This is a genomic window from Cohaesibacter intestini (assembly GCF_003324485.1).
Lineage (GTDB): Bacteria > Pseudomonadota > Alphaproteobacteria > Rhizobiales > Cohaesibacteraceae > Cohaesibacter > Cohaesibacter intestini.
Genome location: NZ_QODK01000003.1, coordinates 173,852 through 186,566, shown reverse-complemented (window position 1 = coordinate 186,566; position 12,715 = coordinate 173,852). Strand labels below are relative to the sequence as shown.

General features: G+C 55.2%; 12 protein-coding genes. 5 read left to right on the top strand and 7 right to left on the bottom strand.

Annotated elements, in window-relative coordinates; all coding sequences use genetic code 11:
- The first annotated feature begins 158 nt into the window (after window positions 1–158).
- The 4 genes from DSD30_RS11580 to DSD30_RS11565 all read left to right on the top strand — a co-directional run bounded on the left by DSD30_RS11580 (window position 159) and on the right by DSD30_RS11565 (window position 3,794).
- Window positions 159–920, top strand: a complete 762-nt coding sequence (locus tag DSD30_RS11580; RefSeq protein WP_114009863.1) for a hypothetical protein — start codon at window positions 159–161, stop codon at window positions 918–920.
- 516 nt (window positions 921–1,436) lie between these two features.
- Entirely contained in the window at window positions 1,437–2,519 is a 1,083-nt protein-coding gene (locus tag DSD30_RS11575) for a porin (protein ID WP_157967669.1), read from the top strand.
- 247 nt (window positions 2,520–2,766) lie between these two features.
- On the top strand, window positions 2,767–3,276 hold the full coding sequence (locus DSD30_RS11570) for a hypothetical protein (protein ID WP_198662926.1): 510 nt from the start codon (window positions 2,767–2,769) through the stop codon (window positions 3,274–3,276).
- Window positions 3,277–3,335: 59 nt separating this feature from the next.
- Window positions 3,336–3,794: an NUDIX hydrolase gene (locus DSD30_RS11565; RefSeq protein WP_157967668.1), complete on the top strand. Its 459-nt coding sequence runs from the start codon at window positions 3,336–3,338 to the stop codon at window positions 3,792–3,794.
- Between the two features lie 254 nt (window positions 3,795–4,048).
- Here DSD30_RS11565 and DSD30_RS11555 read toward each other — a convergent pair whose 3' ends face one another.
- The 5 genes from DSD30_RS11555 to DSD30_RS11535 all read right to left on the bottom strand — a co-directional run bounded on the left by DSD30_RS11555 (window position 4,049) and on the right by DSD30_RS11535 (window position 10,387).
- Window positions 4,049–4,732: a glutathione S-transferase gene (locus DSD30_RS11555; RefSeq protein WP_114009859.1), complete on the bottom strand. Its 684-nt coding sequence runs from the start codon at window positions 4,730–4,732 to the stop codon at window positions 4,049–4,051.
- Between the two features lie 108 nt (window positions 4,733–4,840).
- The gene (locus DSD30_RS11550) at window positions 4,841–5,290 is read right to left on the bottom strand and encodes a GNAT family N-acetyltransferase (protein ID WP_114009858.1); all 450 of its coding nucleotides are present in this window, start codon (window positions 5,288–5,290) and stop codon (window positions 4,841–4,843) included.
- Entirely contained in the window at window positions 5,290–8,802 is a 3,513-nt protein-coding gene (gene smc, locus DSD30_RS11545) for a chromosome segregation protein SMC (protein ID WP_114009857.1), read from the bottom strand. Before smc ends, DSD30_RS11550 begins: the two co-directional genes overlap by 1 nt.
- Before the next feature lie 108 nt (window positions 8,803–8,910).
- Window positions 8,911–9,567 (bottom strand): DsbA family protein, encoded by a 657-nt coding sequence (locus DSD30_RS11540; RefSeq protein WP_114009856.1) that lies wholly within the window; start codon window positions 9,565–9,567, stop codon window positions 8,911–8,913.
- Between the two features lie 178 nt (window positions 9,568–9,745).
- Window positions 9,746–10,387: a class I SAM-dependent methyltransferase gene (locus DSD30_RS11535; RefSeq protein WP_114009855.1), complete on the bottom strand. Its 642-nt coding sequence runs from the start codon at window positions 10,385–10,387 to the stop codon at window positions 9,746–9,748.
- 290 nt (window positions 10,388–10,677) lie between these two features.
- Between DSD30_RS11535 and DSD30_RS11530 the strand changes: the two genes are divergently transcribed.
- Complete coding sequence (locus tag DSD30_RS11530; RefSeq protein WP_157967666.1) at window positions 10,678–11,310, top strand: hypothetical protein; 633 nt, start codon at window positions 10,678–10,680, stop codon at window positions 11,308–11,310.
- 111 nt (window positions 11,311–11,421) lie between these two features.
- On the opposite strand, the gene DSD30_RS11525 is transcribed toward DSD30_RS11530, so the two are convergent.
- Entirely contained in the window at window positions 11,422–11,844 is a 423-nt protein-coding gene (locus DSD30_RS11525; RefSeq protein ID WP_114009853.1) for an organic hydroperoxide resistance protein, read from the bottom strand.
- Window positions 11,845–12,072: 228 nt separating this feature from the next.
- On the bottom strand, window positions 12,073–12,552 hold the full coding sequence (locus tag DSD30_RS11520) for a MarR family winged helix-turn-helix transcriptional regulator (RefSeq protein WP_198662925.1): 480 nt from the start codon (window positions 12,550–12,552) through the stop codon (window positions 12,073–12,075).
- Between the last annotated feature and the right edge of the window lie 163 nt (window positions 12,553–12,715).

Genomic DNA, 12,715 nt, shown 5'->3' with positions numbered 1-12,715 from the left:
GTCTTGATCTCAAGCATCAATGCGCAGTATGTCTAGCGACACTTGGTTCATTGCATGGCTCAATGTCCCGTTAAGACGGGATTGCTGCCTTTGAAGCGCCAAGACGAAATGCTGCCGACCGGACGGTTTCGCCAGCGCGTGTGTAAAGTGAGTGTGACATGTTGAATGTGAAGAAACAGAGCGCAAGTGCTCCTGCTGCCGAAGCGTCGGCCGACCAGACCGCTCCGGTCGCGTCTCGTTTTGCGACTCTGGCTATCATCGGCTCGGTCAGCATCGCCTTAACCGCATGCTCCAGCATTGGCGGCACCACTTATGGCACAGGCAAAAGCCAGGAAGCAGAACTGCTAAAAACGGTCACCACCGGTTTTGGCATTCTCGGCGATGAAGAAAAGAAAGAGCCGATCGACTATTCCGCACGCGGAGGACTGGTTCTACCGCCTGAAGGCGCACCGATGCCGACACCACAGACAAGCCAACCCGCCTCCAACAGTGTTGCGACTGACTGGCCACAGGATCCGGACAAGCTGCGGAAACTCTATCACAACCGCCTGACCAACATGACAGAGCAGGAACGCAAAGCCTTGCTTGCCGAAATCCGCAAGCTTCCAAAGGAACAGCGCGACCAAATCTTCAAGAATGACCCCGCGTCAACAGAATTTGCCAATCAGATCGAGGAACCCGACTATAGCACGCATGTCTCGCCCGCTCAGGCGAAGGCCTATAGTCGTCAGGTGAAAGAGCGCCTCGCCTTGATCAAGGAGAGGAATGGCGAGAATACAAAAGGCCGGAAGTATCTGACCCAGCCGCCAACACGCGTGACGAAAGTTGGCCCGGAAGTGCAGCAGGAACTGGACAAGCTTGCGACCGAAGAACAAAAGGAAGAGAAAAAAGGTGGACTGAGACGCCTTTGGCCTTTCTGAAACTAAGTTCTATTGCGTCGCCCCGCCCTCTGCCACAGATCGACAACAAACCTGCCTTGGTATCACCACGGCAGGTTTTTTATTGTCAGGCAGTCCTTGGGGGAAACGCCACTGCCGTATGCCTCACTCCGCGCGCATTTTGCGACTCGCACCATACCCATATCGGTTTTCGGTCGGTGATTCCGTACCTGGCAAGTAGATAAGTTTCTCGGATTCGTTCTTGTGAAGGCCCTCGGATCGGCCTTGATGCAAGAATGTCGCCTTTTGTTCAAGGCGATCATATAGGTAAATTCCATTAACCATTCGGTAACGAATTGGCAGAAATCCGGGGGTTAGAGGCATTTTTGTGTTTTTTGTGCAACAGTCGATGCAAAGCGATCCGGGCAAAGGGTGGAGAAGATTGCAACTCCGTGGGAAACGAGTATTGTCTCCCTTGTCGCAAGCAGTGAACGCAAATGTCTGACTGGACTGGTCACTGCCCTAAAAAAGTTTTTATGACAAATGAAGGTCAGAAACATGAACATCAAGAGCCTTATCCTTGGTTCCGCAGCTGCTCTCGTAGCAGCTCCTGCAATGGCTGCAGATCTGCCTGTAGCTGAGCCAGTAGACTACGTTAAAGTATGTGACGCATACGGCGCTGGTTACCACTTCATCCCAGGCACCGACACCTGCCTGAAAATCGGCGGTTACGTTCGTGCAGAAGCTAAATTCAACGAGCGTTTTGCACGTGCTGACGACAAGTTCAGCATTTGGGCTCGTGGCGTTGTAACCGTTACCGCTAAAGAAGAAACCGAACTCGGCACCCTCGTTTCCTACATCGAACTCGAAGGCGCAACCGATCAGGGCGCTGGCCGTTATGTAGCTATCGACAAAGCATGGTTGTCCCTCGGTGGCATGTATGCTGGTTACATCACTTCTGCTTCTGTAGTTGACCACGTTGGCGGCATGTATCTCGGCGATTTCGACCTTGGTGACCAGACTGTTGGCGCAATCGGCTACAATGCTGATCTGGGCAACGGTGTATCTGCACACTTCGCAATTGAAAACGAAATCGTAGAAGGTGCTTCCGCTGTTGTTGGTGGTATCGAAGCTGGTCAGTCCATGCCTGCATTTGCTGCACGCATCAAAGTTGATCAGGCTTGGGGTTCCGCTTCCTTGGGTGGTGTTGTTCGTCAGATCAACTACACCAACGCTGCTATTGACTCCGATCTCGGCTGGGCAATTGCTGCTGGTATCACCGGCAAATTCGACGCTCTGACCGCTGCATTGAACGCTGTTTATGCTGATGGTGCTCTGGGTTACACCGAGTGGGTTGGCGGCGTTGACGCTCTCTCCGGTACCGTTAACGATGCATGGTCCGTCTCCGGTATGTTGAAATATGCATTCGCTGACAACGCTTACGGCTTGATCGCTGCTGGCTACGGCGAATATGACGGCGCTGCTGGTACCGATTACGAAGAATGGCAGATCACTGCTGAAGTTGGCTACACCCCAGTGAAAAACTTCTCGGTTAAAGCTGCTGTTCTCTACAAAGACCAGGATGGCGCTAAAACCACCGACAGCTGGGAAGGCAAAATCCGCCTGCAGCGTGACTTCTAATCTAAGCCTAGCTTGGATTTAGAAACGTAAGTTTCTAGGGGCCCCGAGAGTTCATTCTCTCGGGGCCCTTTTTGTTGTTACTATGCTGTTCTGATTGCAGGATCATTGCAGCCTGTTGGTGTTGTTGAGACTTTGCTCACCTTTTCCGGCAATTTTCGACATCTCGTCAAGCATTTGGAAACCTTGCGCTTTTAGTCTAGGGCTGATTGCACCTTGTCAATCAACAGACGGTCAAGGCGGGCCCAGTATGTCAGAACAAGCACCCCTTCCTGATGAAGCAACACTTCGCGCGGCAAACATCAATCCGACGACGTTGCTTGCGACGGATTATCTCAATCATTTCAATGAAGTTCTGATGCTGATTGAAATGCTACCGGATATGCCTGATTGCGCCGAGGATCTTTTTTCCTGGCGGCCCATGACCTATTGCGACTATTTCGCCCAATCCACCTTCAAAGAAAAGCAGCTGGCGATTTCGCTCTACGATTCGGTTGTCCTGACCATTCGGGAACGGTTCGAAAACTTGATCGCGGATATCGACGCCAAGGTTTTGCTTCTGATCGAGAAAATCAGCGCGTCGGATGGCACGCCAACGATGGACTCATTTGAAGCATTGGCCTTTTCCGCCTCTACGGAAATTCGCCCCTTGATTGACCGTGCAAGCGCGCTGATCAATGATGCGGATACGGTGACCGACTGGATGCTGGCCATTGATCATCCAACCGCTCAGGATGAGGTTGATCGTCTCTTCGGATGATGCTGCTGGATCCTCTCGGATCCTGATACGTCACCGGAGTGATGAGAGGAATCGCCACCATGGCCAATGATCGCTCCTATCCGGCTCGTCCCTTCTTGGGCGTGTCTGCCCTAGTTCTGCACAATGGCCATGTTTTGCTGGCTCAGCGCGGCAACCCACCAGCAATTGGCGTCTGGAGCCTGCCCGGTGGTGCGGTTGAAACAGGCGAGGCCCTTTCAGCATCGATCAAGCGGGAACTGATGGAAGAGGCTGGCCTACAGATTGACCCGCTTTATGTTGCCGACCTTGTCGAAATTCTTCGCCATGATGCCAGTGGGCGCTGTGAGCGGCACTTTGTCATTGCGGTTTTCTTCTGCACGGTGCGCGACGCCGACGGAATGTTGCCCCCTGTCGTGGCTGGAGACGATGCCATGGACGTGCGATGGGTGTCTCCAGATGCGCTTTCTGACTATGCCCTGACCGATGGCACGCTGGCGGTGATCGAAAAAATCCTGTCAGGAACACGCATGCTGACCTAGCCGGTCTGGCTTCGATCTCTCTTCAGCATCCCTCTCACAATTGTTTGACGCCAAGTGATTTGGCTTGGCTTTGTGTCTCTGCCACTCTGCTGCTGCGTGCCGACAGGCAAGCCGAGGGCCAGTAAGACAGATGCCCGAGAAATCTCTTTTCCAGGCTCACTATTTTCAACCAGATTGGGGACAGACTGTGCTGTATTTCGCATCCCAGACACAGTCATCCCCTTAGGAGGAGGGTGCGGCATACCCCAGACCCCTCATGCCTCATCCTCCTCCACTATCCAGCTTTCCTCAAGCGCTGCCGCTTCCCACGCTTGCCAGGATGGCAGCGCTTTCATGGCGCTCTTGTAGGCGTGAAAGACTGTGCTGTCACTAAGAGCATAGATCTCGAACCGGTTGATGACCGGAGCGAACATCGCATCCACAGCCCCAAACGCACCAAACAGGAACGGACCGCCCGAAGCGTTAAGGCATTCGGACCAGATGTCTTCGATCCGTTCGACATTCTTGACCACTGCGGCGGCACTATAGGGATCGAGATCAAGCGCTTTGACCGGACGTCGCATATTCATCGGGCAGGACCCGCGCAGACCGAAGAAACCGCCATGCATTTCCGTTGCAAAAGCGCGGGCCTTGGCACGCTCAATCGGATCAGATGGCCAGAGCGCCGCTTGCGGGAACAGGTCGGCAACAGCCTCGATGATGGCGAGGCTCTCACAGATCGTGACGGGGTCCTTGCCAGCGCGCTCGATCTTGAGGGCAGGCACCTTCTTGGTCGGGGAGAATTCAATGAAATGGGCATGCCCGGTGGATTCATCAAAGGGCGACAAATGCTCAGTAAAGGGAATGTCTTTGGTCTTTAACGCCATCCAGGGACGCATGGACCAGGAAGAGTAGTTTTTGTTGGCAATGTAAAGCGTCAAGGCAACCTGATCGGACATTTGTTTCTCCCGTCTTTCTCATTGGGACCTCAGACTAGTGGGAATCCCCTTCAAAGCAAAGGATTTTTGCCTTGGAAAGCGGGTGGAGAGTGACGGTTGGCGTTACAGCTACAGCGTAATTTCCATTTGTGGAAGCGAGCGATCCGGGTCCACTTCGGACGGAACGGCTCCGATTTGTTGCGCGCCATATTTGCGATAGAATGGCTCTGCAAAAGGATCCGAGGCGAGCATCATGCGCTTGGCGCCTGCGCTCCGGGCTTTGTCCATTGCCCATTCGAGCAACATTTTTCCCACGCCCTTGCCCACGGACTGAGGATCAATAAACAGCTTTTCAAGCTCCGCCTCGTCCCCCTCGATGCCTAGTTGGACGACTCCGAATATCAGGTTTCCTTCTTCGGCCACCATGACATAATCCGTTGTGAGGTCCGCAGGATGAATGGTCAAAGGCGTGCGGCAGCCTTCCAAAAACGCGGGTTCATAGTCCCACAGGCTCTTGGATCTTAAGCAAAGATCCGACAGGGCGGACAATTCGTCTAGGCGGGCCGGGCGAATGATCATCAGGAACCTACCGAAGGATGATTGGGTGGGATGGTGGCGACAGCGGCCTTTTGTTCATCTTCCGCGATCAGTTCCTCGGCTGCTTCAAGGCTAACGGAGACCAGCTGCGATATGCCCCGTTCGGCCATGGTCACCCCAAACAGCCGGTCCATTCGGGCCATGGTGATCGGATTGTGCGTGATGGTGACAAAACGGGTTTCGGTCAGCGCCCGCATTTCTTCGAGCAAGGTGCAGAAGCGCTCCACATTGGCATCATCCAGCGGCGCATCGACCTCATCGAGCACGCAGATCGGGGCCGGATTGGTCAGGAACACCGCAAAAATCAGCGCCATTGCCGTCAGGGCCTGCTCTCCACCGGACAACAGGGTCATGGTTTGTGGCTTTTTGCCCGGAGGGCGGGCGATGATGTCGAGGCCTGCCTCAAGGGGGTCATCGGCGTCGGTCAGTTGCAACTCGGCCTGACCGCCGCCAAACAGCTTGGAGAAGAGCGCCTTGAAATGCTCATTGACCACATCGAATGAGGAAAGGAGGCGGCTGCGGGCTTCTCTATTGAGGTTGAAAATACCGGTCCGCAGTTTCTTGATTGCCTCGATCAGGTCGTCTCGTTCGGTCTCCATGGTCTGGAGCTGGTCGGCAATTTCACTGGCCTCTTCATCGGCCCGCAGATTGACGCCGCCAAGGCGTTCTCGTTCGTTCTTCAGACGGTCCAGCTTGCCCTCTACGGCCTGCATGGTGGGTAGGGGCGCATCCTTCTTCAGGCCCGCAAGACCGAAGGTGGCGGCGGGAGAACAGTCGAGTGCTTCGGCAATCTGGCGCGTCAGCTCTTGTTTGCGCCCCTCAATTGCCTTGACCCGTTCATCGGCCCGGATGCGGGCTTCTCGCGTACTGCCCAGTGTTTCCATCGCCAGTTTTGCAGCGACACCGGCTTCCATCGCGGCTCGTTCTGCGGTGGCCAACACATCGCTTGCTTGTCTCTGGGCGTCTTCAGCCTTGGAAATTTCTGACAAAAGAGCACGGCGCTTTTCGTCGATGGCATCGGGATTGTCCTTGAGGGTCTCGATTTCGGCCTCAGTGTCGGCCAGACGTTGGCGCAATGTGGCGATCTGTGCATCGGCATTCTTGGCGCGCATTTCCCAGCTGCTGCGCTCACGGGCAATGGCCGACAGGCGACGCTCGCGCAATTCGGCTTCCCGACGCAGCCCTTGGGCGTGAGCCCGCACTTCTGCCAGATGACTGCGTTGTTCACTCTGAAGCAAGCGAGCTTCGTCGCGTTCCTGTTTCAAATGGTCAAAATCCGGCAGGTCAGATTGTTGCTCTTCCGCTTCCAAAAGCGCTGCGCGGGCTTCCTCTTCCTCTTCTTGCAAGCGGGCCAATGTCGCTTCCAGAGTGGCCTTGCGGGCCAAAAACTGGTTGGCCTCACGTTCGGCTTTGGCCAGCATGTCCCTCAGGTTCGACAGGCGTTTTTGCATGTCCCGTGCCTGCATGCGGGCGGTCTGCTCCGCCTTGGCCTTGTCGACGGCGACGTCTCGCATGATCTGGAAAGCCTGACGGGCGGCATCGAGCCTGCTTTCGGCCTGATTGAGACTGGCTTCCACTTCTTCCAGCCGGTTGCGCTGTTCGAGCCGCTGGGCGGCGGGCGTGGGAGCGCCTGCCTTGATCACCAGCCCGTCCCAACGCCACAGGTCCCCTTCCCGACTGATCAGCCGTTGCCCCGGAGCCAACTGTGCTTGCAACCCTGCACCGAGATCCGCTGCAACGATACCGATTTGCTGCAAGCGACGCGTGAGCCGCTCAGGCCCCTCGACATGGTTGGCCAAGGAGGGCAAATCATGCGGCAGGGACGGATCGGTTTCCAAAGGATCCATTTCCCCCCAATGACGCGCCGCATTGGCGTCAATGGGTGCGTCGAGATCTTCGCCCAAGGCAGCGGCCAGAGCCACTTCGAACCCTGCATCAACCTTGAGAGTGCCAACAATCGGCGGAAAGCGATCGTCCTGCCCCGCATGAACCACTTTGGCCAAAGTACGGGCCTCGGTGTCCAGTCGGTTGAAGGCGGCTTCTGCGTCGGCACGGGCCCGCCTTGCATCGGTTTCCGCGTCGCGTGCCTTTGCAACATCATTGCTGGCAGTTTCGGCTGCCAGCTCCAAGGTTTCAAGCTGCGCAATTGCCACTTCCACTTCTTCGCGGCGTGGCTCCAGACCATCGTCGTTGTTGAGTTCGTCATTGACCCTTTGCAAGTCGCGCGCGGTCTGGGCCGACTGGCTGGCCAGACGGGCCACCCGGCCGCGGGCGGCCTCGGTTGCCTGATGCAATTGGCGCGCGCGCCCTTCGGCTTCAGCCAGACGTGTGGTCAGCTCACTGGCTGTCGTTTCAATCTCTTGCAGCTCATATTCTGCTGCGGCCTGTGCCTCCTTGGCCTCTTGTTCAACCTCGGAGCTTTCGGCATCTTCTGCCATCAATTCGGCTTTTTCGTCATCGAGTGCCCTTAACAGATCGGCATTTTCTTCGACCAGCTGGCGCTCGCGCAGCTCGTCCGCCTTCAATTGCTCAACACGCCGACCAAGATCGGCGAGCTTTTCACGGATCCGGGTTTCTTCGCTATCCAGCTCTCGGGCAGCAAGGGTCAAGCGCTGCAGCGCCGCAGCCTTGGCAGCTTGGGCATCACGCAGCTCGGGCAGCTTGTGACTGACGATGGCTTCTTCGCGGGCGGCTGTGGCCTGTGCGGTGGTGGCTTCGGCAACGCTCAGATCCGCCTTGCGCAGGTCCTGCCGTGCGGCCTCCTCCTCGTCCAAGAGCTCCCGCCAGCGTAAATGGTAAAGCGTCGCTTCCATGGACCGGATATCGGACGACAAATTGCGATAGCGGCTGGCCTGTCGGGCCTGACGCTTCAAGCCTTCAAGCTGGGTCGATATCTGCGCCATGATGTCTTCGAGCCGTTCAAGGTTGCTCTCGGCAGCCTTAAGGCGCAATTCAGCCTCGTGGCGGCGGCTGTGAAGACCGGAAATGCCAGCCGCTTCTTCCAAGAGGCCACGGCGCTGGGTTGGTTTCTGGCTGATGATCTCGCCAATGCGGCCCTGCCCGACCAGCGACGGGGAACGGGCGCCGGTGGAAGCGTCGGCAAACAGCAATTGCACGTCACGGGCGCGGACATCCTTGCCATTGATCTTGTAGTTGGACCCTGACTCGCGCTCGATGCGGCGGGAGACTTCCAGATCATCGGCATCATTGAAGCCGGCGGGCGCGGTGCGGGTGCTGTTGTCGAGATAGACGGTGACTTCCGCGGTGTTGCGGGCCGGCCGATTGGTTGAACCGGCAAAGATCACGTCATCCATGCCCGATGCGCGCATATTCTTGTAGCTATTCTCGCCCATGACCCAGCGCAGGGCTTCGACCAGATTGGACTTGCCACAGCCATTGGGACCGACCACGCCAGTCAGCCCGGGCTCGATGTGAAAGTCCATCGGCTCCACAAAGGACTTGAAGCCCAACAGGCGCAGTTTGGTGAATTTCATCGCGCACGCCTCCGGCCCTCAGGCACGGATACAAAAAGGCGCGCCGCGCAAAGCACATCATGCTGCGGGCACGCCTTTGAAGCGGCTTGACTGGGTAAGTTGCCGGACCTAAGTGAGCAGAGGCTCCAGAATTTTGTCGAACTCTTCACTCGACAGGGCTCCGACATGCTTTTCGCCATTCACAAAGAAGGTTGGCGTTGAATTGATTCCGAATTCCTTCGTACCACGTTCCCGCACTGCTGTAATATCGTCCAGCAGTTTTTGGTCGGTCAGACAGGCATTGAAGCTGTCCTGTGTAAAACCTGCCTGTCTGGCAAAGTTGAACAGGCTCGAGACCGGATTATCCGAGTAGGCCCAAATTCTCTGATTGCCAAGCAACACATCGATCATGGCAACCGCATTGTCGCCCGGCGTGCAACGGGCCAGCATGGCTCCGGCTGCGGCCAGCGGATCAAGAGGGAATTCGCGCAGGATGAAGCGCATCTTGCCTTCTTTGATGTAGGTCTCTTCCAAATGCTTGAAAGTGGTGTTGTGGAAGTTTGCACAATGACCGCAAGTCATCGAGAAATACTCAATAACAGTCACCGGCGCATCTTCCGGCCCAAGCACGATATCGTCGAGTGTGCCCTTTTCCATCAAGGCATCGAGATCGACACTCTGGGCATGGGCGGGCAGGCTGGTGGCAAGGCCGAAGCTGCCAAGGGCAGCCACGCCGAGGCTTAATTTCGATGCCGATACAAGAAAATCTCTACGCGTCAGGGCCATTGTCTCTTCCTAATCATTGGCGACTGGGTCAGCCGGGTTTGGGGCATCTTAGCGAGCCAGAGCCCGTCAGTCCTTGGTATGTTCCTACTTTTCAATCACATTTTGGCGATGAAAGGGCAAGGTTCAAGCAATTTCTTTTCGTTACATGTTTGTAATTTTCAGTCTATCGCAACTATGCTCAACGCACCTTCCGGGCCACCACGAAATGGGCCATCTTCACCTTGGCAAAATTGCCTTCTTCGACAATCTCGAACCCGGCCTCCCGCATCATGCGCGCAAGGCGCTTGGCCGAGATGAAGCGGACGGGTGGTGCCTTGCCAAACAATTGCATGAAGAAGATGGGAATGCGTAACAAGCCATACAGTCCAGACAGGCAAACGGTTTTGGAAATCAGCAAACCGTCCGGCTTGATCAAGCCATTGATGCGCTTTAGGGCGTCCGGCGTGTCTTCGAACAAATGAATGACGTTGAAGGCCAGAAGCGCGTCATAGGGCGCTTGCTCATCGAGGCTTTCGGCGTAGAGATCGGCCTTGACGAACTCTAGGTTGGCCTGATCGGACTGTGCCAGCTTTTCATTGGCAATGGCAATCATTTCGCCGGAAATGTCACTGGCACGATATTGCCCGACATGACTCGCCAGAAGCAAAGCGGTGGAACCGGTGCCGCAGCCCAGTTCGAGCACAGACGCATCCGTTGAGAGATAGTGTCGCACCCGATCCAAGGTCTGCTCGTAAGCCTCGACATTGGAGATTGGTCTGGCAGCATAACGGCGCGCCAGCTTATCCCAGAAAACGGCAGATTTAGGCGTGGTTTCAGACATGGGCAATTACTTTCAGGTTGTAACAATGCCCCATATATAGGTGTATTCCCTGCCCATGCCATGGCTGGGGCAGCATAAATATGGAAGCGCTGAATATAATCATCCGCTTATAGACACACCATCGGTTTTATGAGAGGTTACGCACTAACCTGTAGATGAAATTCATGAAGCCCACTTTTGTTCAAATCTCCCTCCTAGCCCTGTTTCTTCTTCATTGTCTGCCAGCCACATCGACGCGTGTTTCTGCTGCGGAGATCGGTTCACCCCGACCTCTCATTCGAAACTATCTGATGGCATCGGAAATGCTGAAGCGCTGCCCAACTGCGTCAGCAGATGAGCGGATTACCAGACGGCAAAGCCAGATCGCCCAGTTCGGGGAGTTTCTGATCAACAGCCTTGCCAGCAGGGCCACCAAACTGTCGCCGGGCCTGACCAGTGATGCTGCCGCCGGTCAAGTGCGCATGTGGCTCAGTCGTCAGGCCAAAAACACCAGTGATTACCGGCTCTGCACCATGGCATCCAACAGCCAGTTGCTGAAAATCATTGCCAGCTTCCAGCGCCTTGACACCCGTCGTTGGTTGCGCGCCTATGCTGCACGGTCTGACGTGAAAATTGAACCCGTGCCGCTGGATAGCAACAAGCTCTTGAAAAGCTACGCCTTGCCCGCCTTTCAGCAGGTCGTGTTGAAGTCCATTGCCAAATCCCACAGCCCACGGCAATGCACCCAACCCTTTGTCGAAAAGATTGATCTGATCCGCAAGAAGCGTACCGAGACGATCAATCAACCAGCCTATGTTCTGGATGCATTGTCCTTCATCGAGCGATGGGAGTTTTCCTGTATCGGCCGGCGATACTGGGTTGAAGTATCCTTCTCGCGCGACAATGACGGTATGCTTGGTCTTTATTCCATCAGCGGCAATTGATGCCGTTTTGTTCATCGGTTGGCGTCTTCAGACATAAAAAAGGCGGCCCCAATTTGATTGGGCCGCCTCGAGCGCAACTCGTGTGGGGACAAACGAGTGCTGCCTAATAGGTTATTTCACAGTCAGACCGACGCGGATATTGTCTCGGGTCGCGTTGGAATATGGACAAACCTGATGGGCCTTGTCCACCAGTGCAACGGCCTCGTTGCGCTCCAGATCGCCCAGATCGATTTCCAAATCTACCTCAATTGCAAAGCCAACACCCTTGTCATTCGGACCGATCCCTACAGTCGCCGCAACCGTGGGTTCGGATGGAAGAGCCAGTTTTTCCTGTGCTGCGACAAATTTCATTGCACCGAGGAAACATGCCGCATACCCGGCACCAAACAATTGTTCTGGGTTGGTACCCGGTCCATTGTCTCCACCCATTTCCTTTGGCGTGCTCAGGGTGACGTTCAGTTTTCCGTCTTCAGACTTTGCGTTGCCTTCACGACCGCCTGTTGCCATCGCTTTGGTGGTGTAGAGAATGCCCATATTCGTTCCTCTTTCATTCGGTGGTTACTTGTCTTGAACCGGATATTTAGTTATCGCGATAATTAATTCAACCCATAAATGTTGCGCAACCCGGTTGAACAACCTGTAATCCACACATTTGTTATCGCGATAACTATTTCGGCAGCGCTCTCGGCCACTCCTTTTGAGAATGGGTGTCGTTTTCAGAATAAGGGCATTATTCGGGCTTTTGCTGCACAAAAAGGCGGTTCAAGCCTCCTGTGATGCATCAATGGAGTTGATCAGATTGTCCCGCAACTCGATCAGTTGGCCATGCAAATCCATCAAGCCATCAAAAGGAACACCACAGGCGCCAACCACACCGGTGCCAACATTCGCGGCTTGAGCCTTGAGCGCCCGTCCATGATCGGTGAGCCGGATGTTCAACGCCCGTTCATCCGCCTCATCGCGCACACGCTCCAGAAACCCCTCCTGCTCCATGCGTTTGAGGACCGGGGTCAATGCGCCGGATTTTTGGCCGAGCATGGTGCCAATTTCCTTAAGTGTCCGCCCGTCCTTCTCCCACAGGATCAGCATGATGAGATATTGTGGATAGGTCAGTCCCAGTGGTTTCAGCAGAGGTTTGTAGATCTGCGTTAAGGCGAGCGAAGCGGAATAGAGCGCAAAACACATTTGCTTGCTCAAAGGCGCAGGGCCGGCAGATGGATCGTCGTGAATGCTGTCAGCCATTGGGCGCGTCTCGTTGTTCGGCATGGATGTTTTGTTTGGGTGATTTGCAGGCAACACAGTGGTTCTTATTTAGTTATCGCACAAAGTAAATCGAGAATCGGCAAAAAATCAAGCTGCCGAAACGATTTTTGACGCCTTGCCCCAAAACAGCCTCGAGCTATGC

Coding starts and splice junctions, on each gene's coding strand:
- DSD30_RS11580 (WP_114009863.1), top strand. CDS start 159: ATGTTGAATGTGAAGAAACAGAGCGCAAGTGCTCCTGCTGCCGAAGCG.
- DSD30_RS11575 (WP_157967669.1), top strand. CDS start 1,437: ATGAACATCAAGAGCCTTATCCTTGGTTCCGCAGCTGCTCTCGTAGCA.
- DSD30_RS11570 (WP_198662926.1), top strand. CDS start 2,767: ATGTCAGAACAAGCACCCCTTCCTGATGAAGCAACACTTCGCGCGGCA.
- DSD30_RS11565 (WP_157967668.1), top strand. CDS start 3,336: ATGGCCAATGATCGCTCCTATCCGGCTCGTCCCTTCTTGGGCGTGTCT.
- DSD30_RS11555 (WP_114009859.1), bottom strand. CDS start 4,732: ATGTCCGATCAGGTTGCCTTGACGCTTTACATTGCCAACAAAAACTAC.
- DSD30_RS11550 (WP_114009858.1), bottom strand. CDS start 5,290: ATGATCATTCGCCCGGCCCGCCTAGACGAATTGTCCGCCCTGTCGGAT.
- smc (WP_114009857.1), bottom strand. CDS start 8,802: ATGAAATTCACCAAACTGCGCCTGTTGGGCTTCAAGTCCTTTGTGGAG.
- DSD30_RS11540 (WP_114009856.1), bottom strand. CDS start 9,567: ATGGCCCTGACGCGTAGAGATTTTCTTGTATCGGCATCGAAATTAAGC.
- DSD30_RS11535 (WP_114009855.1), bottom strand. CDS start 10,387: ATGTCTGAAACCACGCCTAAATCTGCCGTTTTCTGGGATAAGCTGGCG.
- DSD30_RS11530 (WP_157967666.1), top strand. CDS start 10,678: ATGGCATCGGAAATGCTGAAGCGCTGCCCAACTGCGTCAGCAGATGAG.
- DSD30_RS11525 (WP_114009853.1), bottom strand. CDS start 11,844: ATGGGCATTCTCTACACCACCAAAGCGATGGCAACAGGCGGTCGTGAA.
- DSD30_RS11520 (WP_198662925.1), bottom strand. CDS start 12,552: ATGGCTGACAGCATTCACGACGATCCATCTGCCGGCCCTGCGCCTTTG.